This window comes from Desulfotomaculum sp. (assembly GCA_003513005.1).
In the GTDB taxonomy this organism is placed as follows: Bacteria; Bacillota; Desulfotomaculia; order Desulfotomaculales; family Nap2-2B; genus 46-80.
The window spans coordinates 21,828-45,273 of record DOTD01000014.1; the positions used below are offsets into that span (position 1 = coordinate 21,828).

Genomic DNA, 23,446 nt, shown 5'->3' on the forward strand with positions numbered 1-23,446 from the left:
ATTAGAAAATCTTATCACCGGAGCCTATGTCAGGTTGTGCATATTTTTTTAAATTATCTTTGAGCCCGGTGTTCCTTTCGATAACCTTATTATTTTTAACAGCATACGCAATAGCCTTTTTGCTTCCGATTATTACTGCAACTTTCTTTGCACGGGTTACGCCTGTGTAAAGGAGATTTTTTTGCAGCATAATATAGTGCTGCATGGTAAGCGGCAGTATGACAATGGGATACTCGGAGCCTTGAGCTTTGTGAATAGTTGTGGCATAGGCCAAAACAACTTCGTCCAGATCTGAAATGTCATATAAAACTGGAACGCCGTCAAAGCGTACAGTAAGGGTATTATCCTCCAAGTTCACATCCGATATTATGCCAATATCCCCGTTAAATACATTCTTATCATAGTTGTTTCTGATCTGCATGACCTTATCGCGGAGCCTGTATTCGGCGCCGCCTCTTCTTAAAGACAAAGTACTGCTGTTCAACGCTGCCTGCAGTTGTATATTCATGTTAACGGCGCCGGTATCACCGCGCAGCATGGGGCATAAAACCTGGATGTCACGAATGGGATCCACCTTGTAATATGCGGGAAGGCGTGTGGTGCAGAGCTGTTTTATAAGGTCCGGTATCCCGGCGGGATCATCGGCTTGAATGAAAAAGAAGTTGCCGTTCTTGTCGGGCTTTAGATCAGGGAAAATTCCGTTGTTAATACGGTGTGCGTTCCTGATTATCGCGCTGCCCATTGCCTGCCTGTAAACATGTTCAAGCTTAATAACCGGTACTGCGCCCGAGTCAATTATATCCCGCAGCACATTGCCGGGACCCACGGAAGGAAGCTGATTGACATCGCCGACAATTATTACAGTCATATGGTCCGGTATTGCTTTGAAAAGATTATACATAAGAACAATATCAATCATGGAGGCTTCATCAAGGATAAGCGCATCGCCTTCCAGGGGATTATCGCTGTTTCTCTGGTACCCGTCAGGAGGCTTAAATTCAAGCAGTCTGTGTATGGTTTTAGCTTCCCTGCCGGTTGTTTCGGTCATGCGTTTGGCGGCGCGCCCCGTGGGCGCAGCAAGCAGGATCTGCATACAGCGCTCCGCAAATGCGGATATGATGGCTGATGTGATAGTTGTTTTGCCTGTGCCGGGTCCGCCCGTTAAGACCATTATTTTGGACTGCACAGCGCAGTTGATGGCTTTTATCTGAATCTGGTCATAAATAATACCGGTTTTATTCTGTAAATCGCAGATGATTCTATTTATATCATTGATTGGTTTATAGCCGGGAGTATTTAAAACTTCAGAGATCCTTCTTGCCGTACCGGCTTCACTGAAAAACAGGGGCGGTATATATATTGCGTCAGGATCTTCAAATATAACGTCTTTTTCTTTTAACATGTGATCCAGAGTGATTGATATAATACATTCTTCTATCTCTAACAATTCGTTAGCGGTTTTAATCAGTTGGTCTCTTGCCGCATAGCAATGGCCTTCATCCGCAAGCTCGTTCAAAGTATATAGGATACCGCTTCTGCATCGTACAAAGCTCTCTTTGTCAAATCCCATCTTAGCGGCAATTTTATCGGCGGTTTTAAAACCAATACCCCGGATGTCGTCAGCCAGCTTGTAAGGATTGGTTTTTACTATGGAGACGCTGTTGTTGCCATATGCTTTATATATCTTGACAGCATGAGAGGTATTGACCCCATGGTCTTGCAAAAAAAGCATGACATTTTTGATTTCTTTTTGTTCCTGCCATGCGGACTTGATCATTTGGATGCGCTTTTTGCCTATGCCCGGGACCTCAGTCAGCCTGACAGTTTCTGCTTCAATAATATTTAATGTGTCAGCTCCGAATTGTTTGACAATCCTCCTGGCAAATATGGGGCCTATTCCCTTGATCATGCCGCTGCCCAGGTATTTTTCCATTCCATAAGTGGTAGCGGGCAGGCTTTCCTCCCATTCATAGGCTGCAAATTGACGTCCGAACTTACTATCGTGTTTCCATTCCCCCTTAAGGGAGAGTATTGAGCCTGCATTTACCGAAACCATGGTTCCGATAACAGTTACAAGGTTATTAAATCCTTTTGCCTTAACTTTAATAACGCAGAAACCATTATCTTCGTTTATAAATGTTATTCGTTCAACTATACAGCGTAAAAAATCCATTAAATTACCCTTGTATAACAACATTCTCTTTCGGTTTTATTCTAATACATCATAAATAAAAGTCAAAAATAATGTTTAGAACGGCTTCTCTCCTGGCAGCCAGTTCATGTAGTGCATTTATGTTTGTTTATGCTGTTGAAAAGATATCAGACTGCACATGGTGAATATTCCAGGGATAATATAACATAACATAAGACAGTAAATACAATTGACAAGCGCTAATTGAGCAATATATCATTATAAGTAATAAGTCGAAAGGAGGTTTATAGTGGTCTTTATCTCAGATGAAACAATCAACAAGTTTATCAAGGAGGACGTGCCGTACATAGACTTGACCACTATGCTTCTTGGCATTGGCAAGAAGCAGGGCAGGATTATGTTTTCTACGAGAGAGGATGGAGTTTTAGCCGGTTCGGAAGAAGTTTTACGGATATTTCAGAAGCTGGATATAAAGGCTGTCCAGTCTTTGGAAAGCGGAGCCGTCATGAAAAAAGGGGAGATCATTATTGTGGGTGAAGGAAAGGCTGAAAACCTGCACATGGCCTGGAAGGTTTGCCAGAACATTCTGGAGTACTGCTGCGGCATCGCGACCAGGACAAGGCAATTGCTGAACAATGCCAGGGAAGTCAATCCATTTATAGAAGTGGCGCCTACCAGAAAAATATTTCCGGGCACCAAGGAACTCTCCCTTAAGTCCATCCTGGCTGGTGGGGCATATCCTCACAGGCTGGGCCTTTCCGAAACAATTCTTATCTTCAGGCAGCATTGGAACTTTATGGGAAGCTACGAAGAGCTTTTGGAAAAGATAGCCGAGATTAAAAAAACAGCCTGTGAAAAAAAGATAATTGTTGAGGCTGAGAGTTTTGATGAAGCCATGAGGGCAGCGGCCGCCGGGGCCGACGGAATCCAGTTCGACAAAGCCAGCCCCGGGGATCTCAAGGGATGGGTTGAGAAAATCAGGGCGGCGCATCCGGGAGTCATCGTCATTGCCGCCGGGGGCATTAACCAGAACAATGCCCGTGAATATGCCGGGACAGGCATTGACGCCATTGTCACTACCGCTGTCTATTTTGGCAAACCGGCGGATATTAAGGTGGTTATCGATAAAATCGATTGAGTATTTGATTCAGAGGAGAAATCAATATGAGAAGTAAAATAAAAATCTTTGCTATGCTGCTGTTACTTATTTTTGTAACAGCGCTTGCGGGCTGCAGTGCAAATAAAGAAACCCCCAAGGAGGAATCCACCAAGGCAGTATCCTTATATGCATATGTGGGCGCGAACTTGAAAGATCCGGTTACAGAGCTAGCCCAGAAATTTGAGCAAAAAACGGGCGTCAAAGTGGAAATGAACTTTAACAACTCTGGTGCGCTGCTTAACCAGTTGGAAACAACTAAAAAAGGCGATATCTATCTGCCGGGGAACATGTCTTTTGTAGATAAAGCCAAGCAGGCCGGGCATATTGAAAATACGGCCGGGCCGGTGGCCTACGTCACCCCGGTAATCATTACTCCCAAGGACAACCCGGCTAAAATAACCAAGGTCGAGGATCTGGCCAAAGATGGAGTTAAGCTGGTGATCCCGGATAAGGAAGCTACCGCTATCGGTAAGACTGCTTTTAAAATCTTTAAAAATGCGGGCATCGACGCAAAAGTGGAAAAGAACATCCTGGCCAGCATGGAAACTCCGGCCAAAGTCGTAACAGCCATCACGATGGGCCAGGGAAACGCCGGTATTGTAGAGATAAGCAACACTGTAAAGTCAAAGGATAAAATTGAAGTGGTGGAAATCGATCCGAAGATCAATATGGTCGAAGAGATTCCTGTAGCCACCTTGAAATATTCCGCCAATAAGGATCAGGCTGACGCTTTCATGAAATTTGCCACAGAAGAGGGACCGGCGGTATTCGCAAAATATGGCTTTAGAACAAAACAATAGAACAACATTCAGGAATAACAGCCGGAGCCTTCTGATCGGTTGTTTCTGGCTGTTATTCATTTTCCTGGTCCTGTTTATACTGCTTCTGATCGGAGGGCTGATGAACTACGCCAACTGGGAGACGGTTAAAACAGTTCTGCGGCAGGAAGAGTTTCATTTTGCGCTGTTTTTTACACTGTGGACTTCCGTGCTGGCTACAGGGCTGGCCGCACTGTTTGCCCTGCCGGCGGCATATATACTTTCACGATACAAAATTCCCGGCAAAGCCTTTGTAGACACCCTGCTGGATATTCCAATCGTCCTTCCCCCGTTAGTCAGCGGGATAGCCCTGCTGATTCTTTTTGGGCCGGTACTAGGGGGTTTTTTAACTGCGCTGGGTCTGGATATAGTTTTTTCTTCCTCCGGTGTTGTAATAGCCCAGTGGTTTATCGCTACTCCCTACGCAGTGAGGATTATGAAGCAGGCCTTTGACGGCATTGACCCCCGCATGGAAAATATCGCCCGTACTTTGGGTTACACGCCGGGAAATGTTTTTGGAAAAGTGACTCTGCCGTTAGCCAGAAACGGGATTATTAACGGCCTGATTATGACGTGGACCAGGACCATTGGTGAATTTGGCGCTACGGCAATGCTTGCCGGTATCACCCGGATGAAAACTGAAACCCTCTCGGTAGCTATATTTTTGAACATGTCCATGGGGGATTTAAAGTTCGCCATTTCAACAGCCATTGTCATGCTGCTGATGGCGCTGGTTTCCCTGATTACTTTGAAGTTTTTTCTAAAACAGGAGGTGATAAGATTTTGAAACCTGCTCTTTTTACCGTGCAGGATCTCCATGTCAGGGAAGGAAATTTTCAACTGTGTGATATTGGTTTTACATTGGAGGAGAGTCAATATCTTGTTATCCTGGGACCCACGGGCTGCGGAAAATCTATGCTGCTGGAAACACTGGCCGGGTTGCGGTATCCAAAGGGAGGAAAAATGTTTCTCCGGGGCAGGGAAATAACCTCACTGGCTCCCGAATCCAGAAAATTTGGTTTTGCCTACCAGGACAGTCTGCTCTTTCCTTTTCTCAATGTTAAAGATAATATTCTTTTTGCTGTCAGGTCCCATAAAAACAGACTGGAATCAAGCATAATGAAAAGAATGGACGAGTTGACCGAAGCCATGAGAATAACCCATTTGCTGGACAGGTACCCCCAATTTTTAAGCGGGGGTGAGAAACAACGGGTTTCTCTTGCCCGTGCCCTTCTGTCCAAACCGCCGCTGCTTTTACTTGATGAACCGCTTTCTTCACTGGACCCGCAGACCCGCAGTTCTATTAAAGAGTTATTGCGGACTATTCATGACAACGAAGAATTGGGAATTATTCATGTTACCCACGATTTTAATGAGGCGCTGCAGCTTGGAACACATCTTTTGGTTATGGATCAGGGCAGAATTCTGCAGCAGGGGAAAGTAGAAGACGTATTTTTCCAGCCCTCAACAAAATATTTGGCTGATTTCTTTATGGGAGAAAACATTTTGCAGGGTAGAATCGAATGGAAGGAAGGTCAGGCCTGGTTCAGGCAGGCCGGCAGCCCTGTAGAATTTGGTCCTTTGAAGAGAAAGAAGATTCCGGAAAAGTACCCGGATGAGGTTGCCCTGTTGATTCACGCCTGGGATTTAAGCTTAAGCAGGGCGAATGGTTATGAAGAAAGCAAAGCCAACAACTGGTACGGACACATTGAACGGGTCGTTAATTTCAGCACCCACCTCGAGGTCGTTTGTTCAGGAAATGGAAAATATAAAGCCATTCTTTCAAACAACGAATGGAAAGAGCTTAACCTGCAAAGCGGTTCACGGGTTAGAATCAGTGTAGACGTTGATGATCTTCATATATTACAGCCCTAAAGGTCCTTTCCTGTCTCTACCCGGCATTCTTGTTCCTCCTCACTGTCTAACAAGTTCTTGCAGCAGAATCCCTGACAGCGTCTGAATTGATGAACCGGTTCGTTGCAGGTAACTTTTTGCACGCCTGCAAAGACTCTGTATTTTTCCATGCTTCCGCATTTGGGGCAGGAAATTTCGTAGCCGCGTTTACCGTTTTCAGAGAAGGTTCCTTCATCCCACGTATGCCTGCATTTAACGCATTCAAAAGAACGGCGTTTTTCTACATAGTTCCCTCCTCTGATCATGATCGTCCTGCCTTCTACCAGCGCTAAAGCTATTTTGTTTCTGGCGGCTTGCAGAAGGCGCTGAAAAGTTGGGCGGCTCAATCCCATTTGGCCGGCGCACTCGGACTGGTCGAAACCACACATATCTTTAAGCCTGATGGCCTCAAGTTCTTCTATCCCAAGTACCAGCGGGTTTGGGTTTGGTTGGCCTTCAGCAATAAATTTTTGACAGCAGGGGAGGTTATCTACCAATCCTATACATCTTTTCCTTACCATCACGATACCACCTAATGAACATATGCTCATTTAATTATTTATTAATATATCTCAAAGCGCAACTTGAAGTTAGAAATTAATTGAATCTATAAATCCAGCAGTTCTCCTTATAGGTTATTGACGGATAATTCTATGTTTCTAAAGCTGCCTCTATATTCTATGCTTGAATAGTATAAACCGCGCACGAGTGGAGGATAATCTTTAACGAATGAAGGCTTAAAACCGCACTTGAGGCATTGAACTTCCTTTGTTGATGAATTTTTATCCTTAAAGCCGGCGTCGCTTCAGCGGCGTGGACGTTTACTCCCGTAAAGTCGCCATAAGTCTTTTAGGATTTAAAAGCAGATCAAGTCCGTCGTTGATATCCTTCACTATTACGTCAGCTTCCCGGAGAGCCTTTGCTGAAGCTCCTTCCGGTCCGATGACAACAATACCCAGGGCGGCAGCCTTCAGCATCAGGGTATCGTTGACGCCGTTGCCCACGGCTGCTACGTTTTCTGCCGCCAGTGATTCTATAATTTCCAGCTTTTCAGGAGCGCCGGCCTCGGCTGTAAGAATGTGGATACTGCTCTTAATGCCTTTGCAGTATTCCCGGCAGGAACCGAAAGTATCGGCTGTTACAATATGAACTTCCATTTGTTCCGCTAACTTGTTCAGCCTTTCCTTTACTCCGTCAATCAACACACCATCACGTGCTATCGTTCCGTTAAAATCGAGCACGATATGATTTAAACTGACAGATCCTTTCCCCGGAATATTAAAAGTAACCACTTTCCCTCCAACGCTTTCTATATTAAATTGAGAACTGCGTCCTTCAAGGCGCAAAACGTTTTCAACTTATTATATACCAATTATGCGCCGGCAGCATTTCCCTAACTGTAGAAACCGTACATTTAAGAGGTCTAAATTTTCTTATCAGGCCTTCGCAAGGCCTTGCTTTTGTTTAAAAGCTATAAAATATCTTTATTTATTGATGCATCAGCCATAACAAAATTAAATTATAAATATAACGAAGCCTCATATATAATTATTTTATCAGTGTTGGGAATTCAACCGGCCCGGGTTGATTGTCTTTTATACAAGGGGGATAAATATTGCGCAGGATTTATTTTGATCACAGCGCCACCACGCCTGTTCACGCACAGGTGGCTGAGGAGATGAACCGGTTTATAACAGGTCAAAATTTTGGGAACCCGACCAGCCAGCATTACTATGGGACTATCGCCCGTAAAGCCGTTGAAGAGGCAAGGGAAAAGGTCGCTGCAGCCATGTCCGCCAATCCCGGGGAGATTGTCTTTACAAGCGGAGGAACCGAATCCGATAACATGGCCATACATGGAATCGCCTGTACAAACCGGGTAAGGGGAAACCATATAATAACCTGTGCAGTTGAGCACCACGCAGTTCTTAACACTGTTAAAGCTTTGGGAAAGCAGGGTTTCGACATTACGATCCTGCCTGTGGATCAATATGGCCAGGTTAATGTTGATGAACTTGCTGACGCAGTTACAGATAAAACGATCCTGATTAGTATTATGCATGCGAACAATGAAGTTGGAACTGTCATGCCAATAAAAGAAATAGGAAATTTGGCCAGACAGCGGGGAATTATCTTTCATACGGACGCAGTACAGAGTTTCTGTAAAATTCCCTTTACAGTTGATGATCTTGGCGTCGGCCTGCTTTCGGTTTCGGGGCACAAAATATATGGTCCCAAGGGTATAGGAGCCCTGTACATACGAAGGGGCACACGTATTAAACAGACTTTATTCCATGGCGGAGCCCAGGAAAAATTGCGCAGGGCGGGTACGGAAAATGTACCTGGTATCGTTGGTTTGGGCAAAGCCGCCGAACTGGCTTTTAACGGGATGGAGCAGGAAAGCAAGCGATTAACAGCGCTTCGCGATCGGTTGATCAGCGGCGTCCTTAGCCGGTTCAAGGAGGTAAGACTGACCGGTCATCCCACTTCCCGTCTGCCCAACCATGCCAGTTTTTGTTTTGAATTCGTTGAAGGAGAATCAATGCTCTTCAATCTAGATATGAAGGGTATAGCTGCGTCAAGCGGTTCGGCTTGCACATCGGGCTCTTTGGAGCCCTCACACGTTTTGCTGGCAATGGGCATTCCGCCGCAGGCTGCTTATGGATCCTTACGCCTTACACTTGGCAGAGATAATAAAGAGGAGGATGTGGAGTATTTCCTGGAAGTTATAGATTCCGCGATAAAGACCGGGTAAAATGGATAGACAGTGATAATATATAATTTTATTTGATTTTACTACAAATTGAAGGTGATTAATTTGCGACCCGCTACAATGAAGATTTTCGAAAGTTTCCGCGATTTGAGCATAATGAATCTTGAAAACGCAAAAAAAAATAAAATAAAAATCGTTGGCTTGTACTGCGCATTTGCGCCTCAGGAACTTGTTCTCGCCGCCGGGGCTATTCCGGTAAGCCTTTGCGGGACAAAGAACGAGCCCATCGCGGAAGCTGAAAAGGTATTGCCCCGCAACCTTTGTCCGCTGATTAAATCAAGTTTCGGTTTTGCCATCACGGATACATGTCCTTTCTTCCGGATGTCAGATTATGTAATTGCGGAAACCACCTGTGACGGCAAGAAAAAGATGTTTGAGTTTTTACGCCGCTATAGACCGATGCACGTAATGCAGTTGCCTCAAAACTCAGAAGGAACCAGGGCATTTGATTGGTGGCTGGCTGAGCTTCAGGTCTTAAGAAATGAACTGGAGAAGAACCTGGCTGTTGAGATTAGTGAAGATTCCCTCAGGCAGGCTATTAAACTTGCCAACAGGGAACGGCGGACCATGAAGCGTCTCCACGAAATGAACAAGATCGATCCGGCGCCCCTGTCCGGCCTCGATCTGATGACAGCCCTTTGGGTCAAGGACTTTAATGCGGACAAGGAAGATGGTATCGAACTGGTTAACGGTTTGATTGAAGAGGTTGCCGAAATTGCCGGCAGCGGGACTTCGCCATTTCCGAGAGGTACGCCGCGCATTCTTTTAACCGGCTGCCCTGTAGGCCTCGGGTCTGAAAAAGTTGTTATGCTGATTGAAAAATGCGGTGGGAGCGTTGTTTGTCTGGAAAACTGCGGTGGGATTAAAACGCTGGAATACCTAGTTGAAGAGAACGATCAAAAGGATCCTCTGGAAGCGCTTGCCGAGAGGTATCTGAGTATACCCTGTTCCTGCATGTCGCCAAACAGCGGCCGGTTTGAGCTTCTTGACCGGTTGATTACCGAGTACAGGATTGACGGTGTTGTTGACTTGACCTGGCAGGCCTGTCATACATACAACATCGAAGCTGAAATGATTCGGGATTTTGTAAAAAAGGATTTTGACCTGCCCTTTTTACACCTGGAGACCGACTATTCCTCTTCGGACCTGCAGCAGCTTCAAACCAGGATCAGCGCGTTTATCGAGGTTGCGGGCAGGAAAAAACAACAATGATTACTGTTGGCCTGGATTTGGGTTCTGTTACGACAAAAGCCGTTCTCGTTGAGGGATCCTCCTGGACAAGCTTGATCAGGCCGACGGGTTACAGCCCGCGTCAGGCTGGAAAACAGGCTTTCGAGGAACTCCTCGGAAACGCCGGCCTTAAGCGCGGGGATATCGGCTTTATTGTAGGAACAGGATATGGAAGAATATCTGTTCCCTTTATTGATAAAGCTGTTACGGAAATTACCTGTCATGCAAAAGGGGCTCACTTTTTAGTGAAAGAAGTTGATATGGTAATCGATATAGGCGGTCAGGACAGCAAGGTGATCGCCATCGACCGTTTCGGGAATGTCACTGACTTCGCGATGAACGACAGGTGCGCTGCCGGGACGGGTAAATTTTTGGAGGTAATTGCCGCCGCCCTTGGACTGGACGTTAGTGAATTGGCCATGCTGTCCAAAGATGCCGACCCCGTCCAGACAAGTAATATGTGTACTGTGTTCGTCGAGTCGGAAGTGATCAGCCTGCTGGCGGAGGGGGTGAAAAGAGAGAGAATAATAGCCGGCATCCATCAGTCTGTGGCGGCCAGGGTGGCTGCTATGGCCGAAAGGCTGGGTAAGGGCGCCCATATTGTATTTACCGGCGGAGTGGCAAAAAATGAGGGTGTGAGGGAGTTCTTGTGTAAAGAACTCGGGAGAGATTTGCATGTTGTGCCGGAGTCGCAGATTGCAGGCGCCCTGGGAGCGGCCCTTCTTGCCCGGGAAGAAGTCAGACTAAAATCGCTGTAAATATAGAGCGACGGTGCTTAATCGCTTCATAGCGGCCACGATAGTGCGGGAAATCTTTATTCTTGATAGCTGAGTTGGCGCACTGAACGAGTAAAGGCTTCCGGAATAAGAGGAAGACAAATGCACGGCAGTTGCTTCTATCTGAGCGATACAGCGTTTAATAACATCCATATGGCTTAAGCATAGAGTGATTTTACCGGCCTGAACATCGCTGATGGCGCCGTCAATAGCTAAAGCAATAACGTCTTGATTCTTAAGCATTGAGCCGTGTAAAAGCGGCCGAAAATCAAAGTCCTGATCATCAGGATGTTTCAACAAATGCGAAAGAATAGCCAAGGAGCTTTTGCCAAAGGTATCGGACACCACATTAGAAAGCATGATATTGGAAACCGTCAGGGAGTTTTGCACTCGGTTCTTTTCACTGGACGCAAAGGAAACCAATTTGGAACGGCAGCGCAGCAAGTCACGAATTTCACGAATATCTGCTGGAGGAATGAAGCTACCGGGAACCAGTCCATGTTTGTGGAGGTCTGCAATCCAGATGGAATCCTTCTTGTCGGTCTTCATACCTCGGATTGCCCTGACATACTTGGGATGCGCCAAGGTAATCCGGCAGGAAGGTCCCAGGATATTGTAAACAGGAACCCAGTATTTGCCAGTAAATTCCATACAGACATGCACACATTGATGATTTGAAAGCCACAGCGCTTAGGCTTTTAAATCTTTGGTAAAGGTGGAAAAGCGTTTGGTTTGGTAGGTTGTGATGTTTTCGTGATTAGTAGCTGCGACGGTAGCAACGACGAAGGTTTTGTGAACGTCGATGCCGCAGCAGATAGGATACACAATTTTGAGCATAAACACTCCCTCTCGCAGATGGTATAGTGGTCGCACAAGCATTGACTGCTTATCCTCTACAAACAAAGAATTGCTTATACAAAGATAAATCTACGTGGTCTATGCCACACTTATTTGTGCTTGACCGGGCAGAGCGGCACATATAAAAATGCGGTCTTCCCAAAGAAAGGAATGTTGGGTGACGCACTCACCTCCACGTGCTCTGTAGTATAATTGCACGACCAATTAAAGAATAGCGCGCAAGCAATCATTTTTATAGCGTTTTGTGACTTGAGCGCAGCGAAAGGAATGTTTATAAAAATGGCAAAAGTACAGGTTGAGTTCATCAACACTTGCCCTTCATGCGACGAATATGCGCGGATGATCGAAAGTGTTGCCGGTAAGTTCGTCGAAGAGGTTGCCGTGAAGATATATTACACCGGCAAAGACATGGACTACATCCGGAAATACGGAATGGTGACAAAGGGAACAATGATTGTTAACGGCAAAAAGAAGATCGATAATATTACCAGGTCAATTGTTGAAAAAGCTATCGCAGAAGAGTTGGGGCGATAAAGAATTGATATTGGGGCTTATTAAAAATGTGCTTTTTAACGCTTTTGAAATTTTAAATGGGGCTTCCCTCTGGCTTGTAATCAGCTTTATTCTTGCAGGCTTGCTGCATAACCTGTTAAGCGCGGGAAGACTCATGGACATGCTTGGGAATACAAAGATCTCTTCACTAATTAAGGCAACGGTATCAGGAATGCTCCTGCCTATTTGCAGCTGCGGAGTAATCCCGCTTGGTTTGGGCCTTTATTACTCAGGGGCCTGCCTCGGGCCGACTTTGGCGTTTATGACGGCTACGCCTATAATAAATCCTGCCGCTGTTCTTCTGGCCTATGGTTTTTTGGGACCCCGGATTGCCACTGTATATCTTATTTGTGGTTTCATGATCCCTCTAATCATCGGGGTGGCGGGAAATAAATTCGCCGGTCCGGAATTAAAAGCTCCGGGTATCGACGATGCTGTTGAGATGGTCAAGCTGGAAGATTCGCAGCGGTCCGGCCTAGCTGAGAAGCTGTGGTCCGGTTTGCAGTGGGGATTTATCGATCTCGGCCTGACAGTAAGCAAGTACGTCTGTTTTGGCATTCTTCTTGCTGGCCTGATAATTTCGTTTGTACCGGTTGCTTTTATCCAAAAGTATTTGGGAAACCCCGGCATGCTGTCAATAGCCACTATTGCTGTTCTCGGGGCAGTAATGTATGTCTGCGCAGTGGGCCATATTCCCTTTATTGCAGCGCTTGTGGCCAGCGGCGCCGCTCCAGGGCTGGCAATCACGTTTTTAATAACCGGCGTTGCTACCAATCTTCCTGAATTAATCAGTATTTACAAGTTAATTGGGAAAAGAGCCGCAGTAATTTATTTCTCGGTTCTGGTTGGTTTCTCTTTTTTAGCGGGTTACCTTACGAATATGCTCTTGATGCCGGATTTTATACCCTTTTTGGATTTTAAAAAAACTCATGGGGTAGTGGAAATGGCCGATGGGCTTACTTTTTCCGCTCCTAAACCTGTGAAATATCTATGCACAGTTTGTGTTCTGGCGATGGGGCTTTATGCCTTCTATCCATCCGTAAAGTTGTTTTTTAAAAGATGTAAGGCCGGGTTTGCCCAATGACCGGTGGTAAAAAATATGTTTTATTTTGTGCTTTGTTCTTTCTTTTCGGACTAACGTCAGGCTACCAAACAAAGTCTTCCCTACAGGATAATGCCGGAACTGTTATTCAGGCGGAAAACGTTCCGGCGGCTGAATATTTTTTAAAAACCTTCCCGGACAAAAAAATCATAACCCTTTCCGGCAGTGACCTGAATAATGACGGAAAAAAAGATCTGGTTGTGATTTACAAAGAAAACAGTAAAAAAAACAGGATGCTTGTTGTTTTGAATTTGCCTGGAAAATACCAGTGTACGAACTCATTCCCGGCCCCGGTTTCCAATCAGTTAATTACATTCAGGGATATCGACCGCAAGCCACCGGTTGAGTTCGTAGTCCAGGGGATGAAAGACGCCAAGGTCGGCTATGCCGTATATAGGGTTGAAGGGGCATTGCTTGAGGATCTTTTTGGACGGGGAATGAATTATTGTTGCTAGAAATTTGAACGAGGAGAGTAAAATATGAAAAAGCGAGGATGTGTTGTTTTAATTTTTGTGTGTATTCTGGCTCTTATGGCGGGATGCGCAAGCAAGAAAACAGAGCAGAAAGAAGCGACCGTACAGGACAAAGACAAAGACTATGTTGTCCAGCTTGGTTATTATAACTGTGACCATATGACTGCCGCATGCATAGCCAAGGACGCGGGCATTTTTAAACAGCTTGGGTTAAACGTAAACGTAACCGGCAACGGTCACGTCCCGGAAGCTATGGCTGCCGGTAAGATGGATGTGGGTTATATCGGCACTGAAGGTCTGATGAGGGCGTACTTGAAAGGATCTCCCATTTTTGTGGCGGCTAACAACCATCTGGGGGGGTCATATTACCTTGTTGCCGCAAACGAAATCAAGGATGCCGACGGCCTGATAGGTAAAAAAGTGGCCCTGGGGTCGGATCCGGAAAAGAACAATTCGTCTTGGATTAGGATTGCCAACGACGCCGGTATACCTGCAGCCGGATCAAAATACGAAGTCTATGATATGGAATTGAAAGACAGATTTTTAAGCCTGAAATCCGGGAAAATTGCCGGTTATCTCACCTGTGACCCATGGGGTTCGATGGCTGAATACGATAAGTGCGGCCATATTGTCCAGGCGCTGGGAAAATTGCCGGACGGGGACTGGGGCTCCTGCTGTGTATTTTCAATGAACAAGAATTTTGCCGAAAATCACCCCGAACTGGCCCAAAAAATGATCCTGGCCCATGCAAAGGCGCTGGAGTATATTTATACCAATCCTGTCAGCGCAGCGAAGATTTTCGCAGCCAACTACTTTGTGCCCGAAGAAGTAGCAATGATGACCGTTTACAAAAAGACTGTCGGCGAGGGAAGGACTCTTACGTGGAAAGTCGATCCCAAAAATTTTGCTGACGAGATAAATTATGATTTGGGAGTTAAAACTCTGGACAAAGCCCCGAAAGTTGAAGAGTTTATTCAAACAAAGCTTTTAGATGAGTGTGGTGTGGACGATTTTGACCAGTTTATCAAGGAAAAAGTCGACCCTGTTTTCCCGCTTGGGATGACCTATGAGCAGTGGAAACAAAAAGCTGTCGATCTGGCAGGGAAGGCAGCGTAAAAAATTAGTCAAAAAAATATTTTCTGCCATGCTTGCAGCGGTTTTGCTCTGCACGGCAGGCTGCTCTTTTCCCGGGAGCAAGGGAACGGGAGAAATGAGGATAGGTTGCCCTGACGGCGCCGGGGGGATGTTGATTCACTACCTGGTTGATCAAAAAGGGTTAAGTGACTGTAAAACCATAAACACGTATGAAGTATACGAGATTAAGGATTGCTGTTCCGGCGCATTTCAGATGACCCTGGGCAGTGAGCGGCTTGACATTGCGGTAATGTGTCCTGATGCAGCCGATATCTTTTTAAAAAAAGATCATAAATATGAGATGATCGGTCCGTGCCTGGTAAATTCAGACATTGTAGTTTCAAAATCCTCTGCCGGAATAAGGAAAATCGGTTATGCGCAGGGAAGATCTTATCAGGAGAAACTTGTTAAGGAAATTTATGGAGAAAACTGTATAGCGGCGCCAATGCTTCCCGGAGCAATTCCATATGCATACGAAAAAGGAGTGGTTGACGCTATCGTGGCAGACGCAATTGATGCGATGTTTCTTAAGGGAGACAAGCGGACGCTGTCCTCCCGGGATGAAGGTGTAGTTACATATACACTAATGGTCCGGAAAAGTTTTAAAAAAGATCCCCGTTACAAGGAATTTGCCAGATTGTATCAAGAGGCGGTTCAGGAACTGAACCGTCCTGAAATAATCCGGAAGGAAATCAGTAGGTATAAAAAAATCCCTGTTTCGGGTGGAAAGGCGGATGAATGGATCAGGTGGGGGGTAAAGTTTCTTTAGAAGAAAAGACAAAGTGGCTGATATTAAATAAGGCGCTGTACAGGCTAATTATAATAGCTGCGATTTATCTTATCTGGCAGCTGGCCGCTGACCACTACCACAGCGACATTTTGCTGCCCGCCCCCTGGAAAACGGCCCTGGCTTTATTTTCAGCCGTTCATGATCCGGAAGTGATTAAAAATCTAATCATAACATTAAGAAGAGTTTTGACGGGTTTTGGGTTTGCTCTTATTGCAGGGATACCCATAGGACTTTTAATGGGCTATTCCAGGACTGCGATGCAGCTTTTAGATCCATTTATTGGTTCAATAAGGCAGGTTCCAATAATGGCCTGGGTCCCGCTGACTATTGTCTGGTTTGGCCTGGGCGATGGTCCGACAGTATTCCTGATTGCTTTTTCGGGTGTTTTTCCCATCATTTTGAATACAATCGCCGGGGTGCGGAATATCTCCAGGGATTATTACAATGCTGCTCACAGTATGGGTGCCGGTCCGTTGACTATTTTTACCAATGTTATTGTGCCGTGTTCTCTGCCTGATATTCTGACCGGCGGCAGGATTGCCGTCGGTTTGGGGTGGATGTCTGTAATATGAGCGGAATTTATAGCAACGAGTGCCGGTTTCGGCTACTCTATGGTAGAAGCTCAGACAAGAATGCAAACAGATATTTTAATGGCGTTAATGATTATGGCGGCTCTCGTGGGGTATGGTATAGATAGGCTGATCCTGGCTTTAGAGAGGGCAATAACTAAATGGAGGTTTGTCCATTAGTGGAGCTTAAGGTCGAGAAGATCAGCAAAGTGTTCCATAACAACAGGAATAGCAACACAGTCCTGAAAGAAGTCAGTTTCACTGTGCGGGAGAGTCAGTTTGTCACCCTTTTGGGCCCGTCCGGGTGCGGGAAAACAACCCTTTTAACTATCATAGCCGGTTTCCAGAAAGCTTCCGGAGGAAGGATTCTGTTAAATGGACAGGTTGTGCAAAAATCCGGGCCGGACAGGGGTTTTGTCTTTCAGGATTACGCTTTGTTTCCCTGGATGACTGTCAGGGAAAATATACTGTTTCCTATGAAACAAAAAGGATTTCCCAAAAAAGAGCGTGAGGAGCGTTTGAAGGAGCTTCTGGTTATGGCGCAGCTTGAAGGTGTAGAACGGCTGTATCCCAGCCAGCTTTCCGGCGGTATGAAGCAGCGGACGGCTTTTGTCAGGGCGTTGGCCGGCAGGCCGGAGGTGCTGTTGATGGATGAACCGCTTGGAGCGGTTGATTTTCAAATGAGAAAAGCGCTTCAGGAGGAACTGGAAGCCCTGTGGAGCAAGAATAAGACAACCGTATTGATGGTAACTCACGATGTTGATGAGGCTGTCTACCTCAGCGATCGTGTAATAGTTCTTTCCGCCTGCGAGGGGAGGATCGTAAAGGATCTGGCTATTGCGATGGACAGGCCCCGGGACAGGCAGTTGAAAGAGTATCTTTACAACAAAGGACTTTTAGAGGATTTTCTTAAAAGAAATTGAATAGGAGGTTATAATAATGAAAGTTGCTTATGTTTTCACTTCAACGAACTCTCAAAAAATATTGGACAAAATGATTATACCCCAGCTTGAGAATCAAAGGCATGGAGCGGATGTAGTGGGTATGTTTTTCTTTATGGATAATACCTTCTTTCTCGTACAGGGAACTGAAATGGGAGAAAGGCTTCAGGGACTGCACGAAGCCACCGGAATGCTTTTAATGGCCTGTGATCAATGCGCCATAGAAAGGCATATCGACGATAGGCTTATACCAGGAGCCATGATTGGCTGTTTCCCCAACCTGTATGCCGCCCTGAGTCAGGTTGAGCTGGACCAGGTAATCACACTTTAAATTTCTGAAAAAGGGCTGCGAAGCAGGTTTGGCATGGTTTTAAGAGCTTAAGCCGCTTACCTTTTTCTCCAGGCTCATGTTATTTTAAATAGAAATACCGAAAAATCATACGAGGAGGAAGGCAGATGAATAAAAATTTGGATTGCCGCGGGTTAGCGTGTCCCCAGCCGGTAATAAACACTAAAAAGGCGCTGGAAGAAATAGAACAGGGGGCTGTTCTCACCGTCATTGTTGATAATAAGACTGCGAGAGAAAATGTTACCGCTTTTGCCGAAAATTCAGGTTATAGTGTGGACGTAAAGGAATCCAGCGGTGATTTCGTATTGGAGATAACTGCACAAAACAAATACGGGGACTTGCAGTGCAGTACTGAATGTGATCAAAAGGTTGAAAGCGTTTATCAAAAAGGCCAGGCCTGCCTGATTAATACAAGCCCGGTTTACCTGATCACCACAAACTCATTTGGTCAGGGTTCCCCGGATTTAGGCGAGGTTCTATTGAAGAGTTTCTTTACTGCTTTAATTGAACAGCCGTGCCCGGAATCTTTAATTTTTATAAACTCCGGAGTTTACCTAACAACCGAAGGTTCGCCGGTAATCGAACAAATAAATTCCCTGGTCCAAAAGGGCGCACAGATCCTTTCCTGTGGCACATGCCTGAATTATTACAAGCTTACGGAAAAGCTGCTCGTTGGAAAGGTCAGCAACATGTTAGAAATAATCGAAGAGCTTACAAAGTCCAGTAAGGTTATTAATATAGCCTGACATAATTTAAAGAAGTGAGATAATAAAAAAGGCAAAACAACAGCTGTATTAATCAGCTATGTTTTTTTCTGCAGGGCTACAAAACAATCCCTTGTCACCCTTGCTTTAACAAGCGCCGTTAAATGCTGGATTAGAACTTGTGCTGTCATGAAAAACATTGTAGAGTAGAGGAAAGAACCTTTGGAGGTAATCACATGGCAGGAAAAGTTTTGGCTAAAGATATAATGACCAAAGAAGTCATTACAGTTAATGCAGATGATACTATAGAAAAAGTGGCCCAACTGATGTTGAATCACCACGTCAGCGGTATGCCCGTGGTAGACGGGGAAGGAAAATTAGTAGGTATCATCAGCGAGGGCGACCTGTTAATTCAGGACAAAGAAATAAAAGCGCCGGCGATGACTGTTTTTCTTGGCGGTATTATTTACTTGGAAAATCCCAGCCGTTTCAATAAAGAATTAAAACGCATTATTGCCCTGAAGGTTAGCGAGTTAATGTCCCAAAAGGTATATTCTGTCGGGCCGGAAGACCCGATTGAGAAAGTAATCAAAATTATGTCGGAAAAAGAAGTCAACCGTGTCCCGGTATTGGATGATAATAAAAGAGTGCTGGGAATAATCAGCCGCCAGAATATTATCAAGGCCACACATTCTTAGTAAGTATACCTCTTTGAAAAACAGAAATGTCTTTAAGGCAGCTGCCCTGCAGAATTTTGCAGGGTTTTTGACATTTTATGTTTTTTTTAAATAAAGGAAGTTAGCCCGGCAGTGATGAATATTTACTGTAAAAAAGAATTGGGTATAGATTATGAACAGCGAAGCCATTTTTGGCTACAGGTGCCCTGTATGCAATACTATTTCCTCTAAGGAAGCCAATACCTGCACAGAATGCGGCCACTGGCTTTTTGATCCTGATTTCCCCTGCGTGCCAGTATACCGGGACGGGTATCTGGATGAAATAGATCATGTACAGAAAAAGTCAATATCTAAATATTTTATTGCGCTTGTTGCCGCTATCCTTTGTGTTGTTATGTTCGCTTCGTTAATTCCCGTGAGTGACGATTCATCTGTCCTGCCGATTCCTGAAGTCCGGCAGTCGGTAGAACCGCTTTCCTTTAACGAAAAAAGTATAAGCAAGAGCTTTACCTGGAGTTACCAGGGAGTTACATATAGCTGGAATATAGGTATTCCTGAAGATTTGCTTGAGTACAGCAGGAATATAAAAGATATTGTTCAGGAGTACTATAAAAGTGACGGCGCTTCACAAAGAGCCATGTTTATAAGGTCCGACACCGTTCTTAGAAGCCTGATCAGTTCTTTGAGAGCAACATCAAACGGTGATTTATCCCCCTGGGTGACAGAAGAAAAAAACTATAAGTTTGCCGGGTACATGGGAGAGGCGCTGTCAGACATGGCCTCCAAATATGATTATTTTCACAGGGCAGAATTTGTACTGAGTTTTATCGGGGGCGCTATCCCATACAAAGTTGCTGATGTCCAGCTGCCGGTTCAGACTCTTGCTGAAAATGGTGATTGTGACTGTAAGTCTATTCTGCTGGCTGCCATCCTGAAAAGCATGGATTATAAGGTTGCCCTGGTGGAGTTTCCGGATCACTTTGCTGTAGGGGTAGCTTTTGAAGATGATCAGGTTCCTGTTGACCGGGAACCTTTGTATTACGATTATGAGGGAACAAAGTATTATTTTGCCGAGACAACAACAGCGGGATGGCGAATTGGCGACGCCGGCAGTAAAAACAGAAGAAACGCAATTCTGTTTCCCGTTAAGTGACCGTTTTTCTACAGCAGTAATTTCAAGCCCTTCTGTACTGTCTATTACAATCGGGAATACGCGGGATATTTTTTTAATCTTTAAATTGAGGTGAGAAAAAGCTATAATAAAACTATAGGTTATAAAAATATGCTTTTTCAGGTGAAAAATGAATTTAAAACAGTTGGAAGTATTTTTATGGGTTGCCGAGTTAAAGGGTTTTACTAAAGCTGCCAAAAGATTGTACATGAGTCAGCCTGCGGTCAGTTTTCAGATCCAGTCGTTAGAAGAATTACTTGGGGTAAAACTCTTCTGGCGAAATGAAAAAAACGTTATTCTTACTGAAGCCGGGAAACTGCTATTTGAACAGGCAAAGCAAATAGTTGCCCATTCTCATAAAATTAAATCGGTCGTCAATGATCTGAAAGAATTAAAAACCGGTTCTTTTACAATTGGAGCTAGTACAATTCCCGGTGAATATGTGCTGCCGAGATTAATCGGGAACTTTCACCGGCGGTTTCCGGGTATCCAAATCAATGTGCGGATAGCGGGAAGCGCACAGGTTGAAGCGTGGCTTTTAAACCGCGAAATAGATCTGGGTTTGTGCGGCACATTGATTTCAGGCAAGGGAATAGAGTGTCTGCCTTTTTTAACTGATCGCCTGGTTTTGATTGCCCCGCCGGATCATCGCTGGAAAGCCGGCGAAGAGGTAAAGATTAATGATCTAATCAAGGAAAATTTTATATTGAGGGAAAGCGGCTCGGGAACACGGAAAACTTTTGAAGCAAGCCTTGCCAGGAGTGGTATTTTAAAAGAAAAATTAAGCGTTGTTATGGAAATGGGCAGTACCCGGGCTATAATTGGCTCCGTAGAAGCTGGTTTAGGGGTAAGTGTTGTTTCATCTTTGGCCGCCAGGGAACCCCTGCTGCTTGGACTGATCAAGGAAATCACTGTTCATAACCTTGACCTGAACAGAGAGTTATATGCTATTCGCGATCGAAGCTGGATGAATAATTTTGCCGCTGAAGCATTCCATGACTTTATTTTTACCGGGTCCCCGGATAACCAGGGACCCTCTGCAGATAAAATTTTCTACCCCTGTTTTGTGATTTCAATTTTGTCTATTTTAATGTCCGGCGCAGGTTTTCCATTAGCATCTGTTTTAACAGCAGCTATTTGATCGACAACATCCATTCCCTCAAAAACCTGTCCAAAAACAGTATGTTTGTTGTCAAGCCACGGCGTTCCACCGTTTTTCATATAACTGTCAATAAGTTCCTGGTCAAAACCATTCTGGCGCATCCATAACTGGAGGTTATCTTCAACCTTATTTTTTTGTACAATAAAGAATTGGCTTCCATTTGTATTGGGCCCGCTGTTGGCCATGGAAAGCGCTCCTCTGTAGTTGTGCAGATTTTCGCTGAATTCATCTTCAAAAGGTTTCTTCCAGATGCTCTGGCCTCCCGTGCCGTTTCCCAACGGATCACCACCCTGAATCATGAAATCGTTAATTATTCTGTGGAAGATTAAGCCGTTATAATAACCTGAAGATGCCAGTCCGGTGAAATTTTCTACGGCTTTGGGCGCTTCTTTGGGAAAAAATTTAATTTTTATAGCGCCCAACGTAGTTGTAATAATGGCAATAGTATCCCCTTTTTCTGGAGGATCTAGCTGGTACTGGTCCGGTTTTATTTGATTATCACCTGCCTCATTTGATTCTACCGCCTGCTCTTTTGGCTGAGCAACTTCGGGCTTTGACGTTTTGCCGCAACCGGGTAAGATTATCAAAAGAAAAATAAGTGACAAGATAAGGATATACTTTTTCATTTATACCCCCTTAATGATAAGGCAATTATAACGGGCTCGGGAAAGGTGTAAGCTGAGGTTAGCCAGTAAATTTAAACTAAACATTGTAATTTAATAAAAATCTGTAAAACTTAACTGCTCCTTCTTGGTCTTCGTTTCCGGCGTTTAGCTCGGGAACATCCTCATTATCATCCTGGCTAATCCTGTTTAGAATTATCCTGTACATTTCTGAAATGATTGCTGCTGCCTTGATTGGGTTTTTTAATTCATCAACTTTATATTCTTCAAGGTAAGTTATCAGCAGTTCCTTGGCGATTTCCTCGTAATTTATTCTTTTTTTGTCGGACACACCGTACACCCCTTTTAAGTGACATTACCCTTTTCCCATATTATATTGTAAACTAAAATTTGTTTTCTTGCATAATTTTATTTGGACATGTTCATGGCTTTTTTTAACAGCCTTGTGTAAAGGTTGGTGGAAATGTTTGCCGAGATTACCGGCGCAATTGCTAAGGAGGAAAATATTTAATCAAGGGTTTCCATATTGTCAAATTTGATGATCCTGATTAAAGATCGTGAGCTTGTCAGTGTGCAGGGGATAATTACGCTGTAATCACTTTGGGGGCTTACCATCCACTGGTTCATTACCGACTGGCCGGAAAGACTCTCTTTCCAGGACATTTTTTGCAGGATAGCGCCGGAAGGGCCGATTTCGACCAGGCGTAAATTGGCTTTGTCCGCGATCAGAGTGTTTCCATCCGGTAAACGTAAGGCTCCCATGGGGGAAAATATACAGGCCGGTATTTCAGCCGCTGTATTTGCCGTATCCTGCCCGCTCGTGTTATCTGCACTGTAGGGGCATTTGCCTGTAAAAGAACCAAACTGCCAGACGATATCTTTTTTTGGTGTTATTTCAAAAACAGTACCGTTGGTTGTGCCGCAGTCGACAATTAAAGTATTGCCGCTTTCAAGGCGTGTGGCTTGAACGGTGTTGGCAAGGTACCCGCGTGTATCAGGTTTTACAGGTTTTCCCCAGCCGTAAGACCACACAATCTTTTTATCTCTGGTTACTTCAATGATTTTATGGGGAAGGGTAATTAAAATATTGCCGTTTTGCAGCCGTTCAACATATCGAGGAGAACTTGAAAGGGACTGCAGGCTGTACTCCCAGACGGCCGAACCACTGGGCGCCGCTTCAAAAACGCGGGGTGTAAACGGTTTGCCGGGCGCTCCGGATTCAGCAATTAGCATGTTGCCGGAAGGCAGCAGTTTGACGCAGGAAGCCTGAATCCCTTTCACAAGAACGGTTTCCGTCCCGCTGGGGGAGATTTGTACAACCGCCGGTTCCCGGAAACCTACCCGGCAGGCAAGGATGCTGCCGTCAGGAAGCTGCTCCACATAATTGGGATGGTTGTAAGTAATGTCATCCCTGTAATCGAACTCGACGGAAAAACTCGGCGCTTCCTGGGCATTGGCTGGAATGGAGGGCGCCCAGAAAAGGATAAATATAAGTAAAAAGACTATACGTTTTGAAATAGCGGATAAAACTCTAAACATG

General features: G+C 44.9%; 27 protein-coding genes. 20 read left to right on the forward strand and 7 right to left on the reverse strand.

Annotated elements, in window-relative coordinates; genetic code table 11:
* Nucleotide 1: 1 nt before the first annotated feature.
* A complete protein-coding gene (locus DEH07_01115; GenBank protein ID HBY03153.1) occupies nucleotides 2-2,173 on the reverse strand; it encodes an ATP-dependent RecD-like DNA helicase in 2,172 nt (723 codons plus the stop codon).
* A 268-nt stretch (nucleotides 2,174-2,441) separates the two neighbouring features.
* On the opposite strand from DEH07_01115, the gene modD reads away from it, so the two are divergent.
* The 4 genes from modD to DEH07_01135 are packed head-to-tail and all read left to right on the forward strand — an operon-like array spanning nucleotide 2,442 to nucleotide 6,004.
* Nucleotides 2,442-3,290: a ModD protein gene (modD, locus tag DEH07_01120; GenBank protein HBY03154.1), complete on the forward strand. Its 849-nt coding sequence runs from the start codon at nucleotides 2,442-2,444 to the stop codon at nucleotides 3,288-3,290.
* Nucleotides 3,291-3,316: 26 nt separating this feature from the next.
* Nucleotides 3,317-4,111, forward strand: coding sequence for a molybdate ABC transporter substrate-binding protein (gene modA, locus DEH07_01125; GenBank protein HBY03155.1), 795 nt, complete (start codon nucleotides 3,317-3,319; stop codon nucleotides 4,109-4,111).
* On the forward strand, nucleotides 4,089-4,916 hold the full coding sequence (locus DEH07_01130; GenBank protein ID HBY03156.1) for an ABC transporter: 828 nt from the start codon (nucleotides 4,089-4,091) through the stop codon (nucleotides 4,914-4,916). Before modA ends, DEH07_01130 begins: the two co-directional genes overlap by 23 nt.
* Nucleotides 4,910-6,004: an ABC transporter gene (locus DEH07_01135; GenBank protein HBY03157.1), complete on the forward strand. Its 1,095-nt coding sequence runs from the start codon at nucleotides 4,910-4,912 to the stop codon at nucleotides 6,002-6,004. Before DEH07_01130 ends, DEH07_01135 begins: the two co-directional genes overlap by 7 nt.
* Here the strand turns inward: DEH07_01135 and DEH07_01140 are convergent.
* Nucleotides 6,001-6,543 carry a hypothetical protein gene (locus tag DEH07_01140; GenBank protein HBY03158.1) on the reverse strand — a complete coding sequence of 181 codons (543 nt, stop codon included), beginning with the start codon at nucleotides 6,541-6,543 and terminating at the stop codon, nucleotides 6,001-6,003. The genes DEH07_01135 and DEH07_01140 overlap by 4 nt on opposite strands.
* Nucleotides 6,544-6,843: 300 nt before the next feature.
* Nucleotides 6,844-7,314: an ATPase P gene (locus DEH07_01145; protein ID HBY03159.1), complete on the reverse strand. Its 471-nt coding sequence runs from the start codon at nucleotides 7,312-7,314 to the stop codon at nucleotides 6,844-6,846.
* 323 nt (nucleotides 7,315-7,637) lie between these two features.
* On the opposite strand from DEH07_01145, the gene nifS reads away from it, so the two are divergent.
* The 3 genes from nifS to DEH07_01160 all read left to right on the forward strand — a co-directional run bounded on the left by nifS (nucleotide 7,638) and on the right by DEH07_01160 (nucleotide 10,783).
* Entirely contained in the window at nucleotides 7,638-8,777 is a 1,140-nt protein-coding gene (gene nifS, locus DEH07_01150; protein ID HBY03160.1) for a cysteine desulfurase NifS, read from the forward strand.
* A gap of 78 nt (nucleotides 8,778-8,855) precedes the next feature.
* Entirely contained in the window at nucleotides 8,856-10,007 is a 1,152-nt protein-coding gene (locus tag DEH07_01155; protein ID HBY03161.1) for a hypothetical protein, read from the forward strand.
* Entirely contained in the window at nucleotides 10,004-10,783 is a 780-nt protein-coding gene (locus DEH07_01160; GenBank protein HBY03162.1) for a 2-hydroxyglutaryl-CoA dehydratase, read from the forward strand. The genes DEH07_01155 and DEH07_01160 overlap by 4 nt, the downstream gene beginning before the upstream one ends.
* Here DEH07_01160 and DEH07_01165 read toward each other — a convergent pair.
* Nucleotides 10,769-11,452 (reverse strand): hypothetical protein, encoded by a 684-nt coding sequence (locus tag DEH07_01165; protein ID HBY03163.1) that lies wholly within the window; start codon nucleotides 11,450-11,452, stop codon nucleotides 10,769-10,771. The genes DEH07_01160 and DEH07_01165 overlap by 15 nt on opposite strands.
* A 486-nt stretch (nucleotides 11,453-11,938) precedes the next feature.
* Here DEH07_01165 and DEH07_01170 point away from each other — a divergent pair, with 486 nt between their 5' ends.
* The 13 genes from DEH07_01170 (at nucleotide 11,939) to DEH07_01230 (ending at nucleotide 21,262) form a co-directional block, all read left to right on the forward strand.
* Nucleotides 11,939-12,193 (forward strand): thioredoxin family protein, encoded by a 255-nt coding sequence (locus tag DEH07_01170; GenBank protein HBY03164.1) that lies wholly within the window; start codon nucleotides 11,939-11,941, stop codon nucleotides 12,191-12,193.
* A gap of 4 nt (nucleotides 12,194-12,197) precedes the next feature.
* On the forward strand, nucleotides 12,198-13,295 hold the full coding sequence (locus tag DEH07_01175) for a hypothetical protein (protein HBY03165.1): 1,098 nt from the start codon (nucleotides 12,198-12,200) through the stop codon (nucleotides 13,293-13,295).
* The gene (locus tag DEH07_01180) at nucleotides 13,292-13,768 is read left to right on the forward strand and encodes a hypothetical protein (GenBank protein HBY03166.1); all 477 of its coding nucleotides are present in this window, start codon (nucleotides 13,292-13,294) and stop codon (nucleotides 13,766-13,768) included. The genes DEH07_01175 and DEH07_01180 overlap by 4 nt, the downstream gene beginning before the upstream one ends.
* Before the next feature lie 24 nt (nucleotides 13,769-13,792).
* Nucleotides 13,793-14,902, forward strand: a complete 1,110-nt coding sequence (locus DEH07_01185; protein ID HBY03167.1) for a periplasmic-binding protein-like II family lipoprotein — start codon at nucleotides 13,793-13,795, stop codon at nucleotides 14,900-14,902.
* Nucleotides 14,853-15,689 carry a hypothetical protein gene (locus DEH07_01190; protein HBY03168.1) on the forward strand — a complete coding sequence of 279 codons (837 nt, stop codon included), beginning with the start codon at nucleotides 14,853-14,855 and terminating at the stop codon, nucleotides 15,687-15,689. The genes DEH07_01185 and DEH07_01190 overlap by 50 nt, the downstream gene beginning before the upstream one ends.
* 50 nt (nucleotides 15,690-15,739) lie before the next feature.
* The gene (locus tag DEH07_01195; GenBank protein ID HBY03169.1) at nucleotides 15,740-16,282 is read left to right on the forward strand and encodes an ABC transporter permease; all 543 of its coding nucleotides are present in this window, start codon (nucleotides 15,740-15,742) and stop codon (nucleotides 16,280-16,282) included.
* Nucleotides 16,283-16,321: 39 nt separating this feature from the next.
* A complete protein-coding gene (locus DEH07_01200; protein ID HBY03170.1) occupies nucleotides 16,322-16,459 on the forward strand; it encodes a nitrate ABC transporter substrate-binding protein in 138 nt (45 codons plus the stop codon).
* Nucleotides 16,459-17,202, forward strand: coding sequence for an ABC transporter ATP-binding protein (locus DEH07_01205; protein ID HBY03171.1), 744 nt, complete (start codon nucleotides 16,459-16,461; stop codon nucleotides 17,200-17,202). Before DEH07_01200 ends, DEH07_01205 begins: the two co-directional genes overlap by 1 nt.
* Before the next feature lie 16 nt (nucleotides 17,203-17,218).
* Nucleotides 17,219-17,551 (forward strand): sulfur reduction protein DsrE, encoded by a 333-nt coding sequence (locus tag DEH07_01210; protein ID HBY03172.1) that lies wholly within the window; start codon nucleotides 17,219-17,221, stop codon nucleotides 17,549-17,551.
* A 125-nt stretch (nucleotides 17,552-17,676) separates the two neighbouring features.
* Complete coding sequence (gene yedF, locus DEH07_01215; GenBank protein HBY03173.1) at nucleotides 17,677-18,315, forward strand: sulfurtransferase-like selenium metabolism protein YedF; 639 nt, start codon at nucleotides 17,677-17,679, stop codon at nucleotides 18,313-18,315.
* A 194-nt stretch (nucleotides 18,316-18,509) separates the two neighbouring features.
* Nucleotides 18,510-18,971 (forward strand): hypothetical protein, encoded by a 462-nt coding sequence (locus tag DEH07_01220; GenBank protein ID HBY03174.1) that lies wholly within the window; start codon nucleotides 18,510-18,512, stop codon nucleotides 18,969-18,971.
* Nucleotides 18,972-19,122: 151 nt separating this feature from the next.
* Nucleotides 19,123-20,103: a hypothetical protein gene (locus DEH07_01225; protein HBY03175.1), complete on the forward strand. Its 981-nt coding sequence runs from the start codon at nucleotides 19,123-19,125 to the stop codon at nucleotides 20,101-20,103.
* A 148-nt stretch (nucleotides 20,104-20,251) separates the two neighbouring features.
* Complete coding sequence (locus DEH07_01230; protein ID HBY03176.1) at nucleotides 20,252-21,262, forward strand: LysR family transcriptional regulator; 1,011 nt, start codon at nucleotides 20,252-20,254, stop codon at nucleotides 21,260-21,262.
* Here DEH07_01230 and DEH07_01235 read toward each other — a convergent pair.
* The 3 genes from DEH07_01235 to DEH07_01245 form a co-directional block, all read right to left on the reverse strand.
* Nucleotides 21,175-21,909, reverse strand: coding sequence for a peptidylprolyl isomerase (locus DEH07_01235; GenBank protein HBY03177.1), 735 nt, complete (start codon nucleotides 21,907-21,909; stop codon nucleotides 21,175-21,177). The two genes, DEH07_01230 and DEH07_01235, sit on opposite strands and share 88 nt — an antisense overlap.
* A 76-nt stretch (nucleotides 21,910-21,985) precedes the next feature.
* On the reverse strand, nucleotides 21,986-22,237 hold the full coding sequence (locus DEH07_01240; GenBank protein HBY03178.1) for a hypothetical protein: 252 nt from the start codon (nucleotides 22,235-22,237) through the stop codon (nucleotides 21,986-21,988).
* Between the two features lie 176 nt (nucleotides 22,238-22,413).
* Nucleotides 22,414-23,445, reverse strand: coding sequence for a hypothetical protein (locus DEH07_01245; protein HBY03179.1), 1,032 nt, complete (start codon nucleotides 23,443-23,445; stop codon nucleotides 22,414-22,416).
* Nucleotide 23,446: the final 1 nt, after the last annotated feature.

Excerpts from the sequence above, each read along its gene's own strand:
- DEH07_01185 (HBY03167.1), top strand. The coding sequence starts at position 13,793 with ATGAAAAAGCGAGGATGTGTTGTTTTAATTTTTGTGTGTATTCTGGCT.
- yedF (HBY03173.1), top strand. The coding sequence starts at position 17,677 with ATGAATAAAAATTTGGATTGCCGCGGGTTAGCGTGTCCCCAGCCGGTA.
- DEH07_01140 (HBY03158.1), bottom strand. The coding sequence starts at position 6,543 with ATGGTAAGGAAAAGATGTATAGGATTGGTAGATAACCTCCCCTGCTGT.
- DEH07_01230 (HBY03176.1), top strand. The coding sequence starts at position 20,252 with ATGAATTTAAAACAGTTGGAAGTATTTTTATGGGTTGCCGAGTTAAAG.
- DEH07_01160 (HBY03162.1), top strand. The coding sequence starts at position 10,004 with ATGATTACTGTTGGCCTGGATTTGGGTTCTGTTACGACAAAAGCCGTT.
- DEH07_01155 (HBY03161.1), top strand. The coding sequence starts at position 8,856 with ATGAAGATTTTCGAAAGTTTCCGCGATTTGAGCATAATGAATCTTGAA.
- DEH07_01130 (HBY03156.1), top strand. The coding sequence starts at position 4,089 with ATGGCTTTAGAACAAAACAATAGAACAACATTCAGGAATAACAGCCGG.
- DEH07_01180 (HBY03166.1), top strand. The coding sequence starts at position 13,292 with ATGACCGGTGGTAAAAAATATGTTTTATTTTGTGCTTTGTTCTTTCTT.
- DEH07_01225 (HBY03175.1), top strand. The coding sequence starts at position 19,123 with ATGAACAGCGAAGCCATTTTTGGCTACAGGTGCCCTGTATGCAATACT.
- DEH07_01200 (HBY03170.1), top strand. The coding sequence starts at position 16,322 with ATGGTAGAAGCTCAGACAAGAATGCAAACAGATATTTTAATGGCGTTA.
- DEH07_01235 (HBY03177.1), bottom strand. The coding sequence starts at position 21,909 with ATGAAAAAGTATATCCTTATCTTGTCACTTATTTTTCTTTTGATAATC.
- DEH07_01190 (HBY03168.1), top strand. The coding sequence starts at position 14,853 with ATGAGCAGTGGAAACAAAAAGCTGTCGATCTGGCAGGGAAGGCAGCGT.
- DEH07_01220 (HBY03174.1), top strand. The coding sequence starts at position 18,510 with ATGGCAGGAAAAGTTTTGGCTAAAGATATAATGACCAAAGAAGTCATT.
- DEH07_01210 (HBY03172.1), top strand. The coding sequence starts at position 17,219 with ATGAAAGTTGCTTATGTTTTCACTTCAACGAACTCTCAAAAAATATTG.
- DEH07_01115 (HBY03153.1), bottom strand. The coding sequence starts at position 2,173 with ATGGATTTTTTACGCTGTATAGTTGAACGAATAACATTTATAAACGAA.
- modA (HBY03155.1), top strand. The coding sequence starts at position 3,317 with ATGAGAAGTAAAATAAAAATCTTTGCTATGCTGCTGTTACTTATTTTT.
- DEH07_01165 (HBY03163.1), bottom strand. The coding sequence starts at position 11,452 with ATGGAATTTACTGGCAAATACTGGGTTCCTGTTTACAATATCCTGGGA.
- DEH07_01170 (HBY03164.1), top strand. The coding sequence starts at position 11,939 with ATGGCAAAAGTACAGGTTGAGTTCATCAACACTTGCCCTTCATGCGAC.
- DEH07_01245 (HBY03179.1), bottom strand. The coding sequence starts at position 23,445 with ATGTTTAGAGTTTTATCCGCTATTTCAAAACGTATAGTCTTTTTACTT.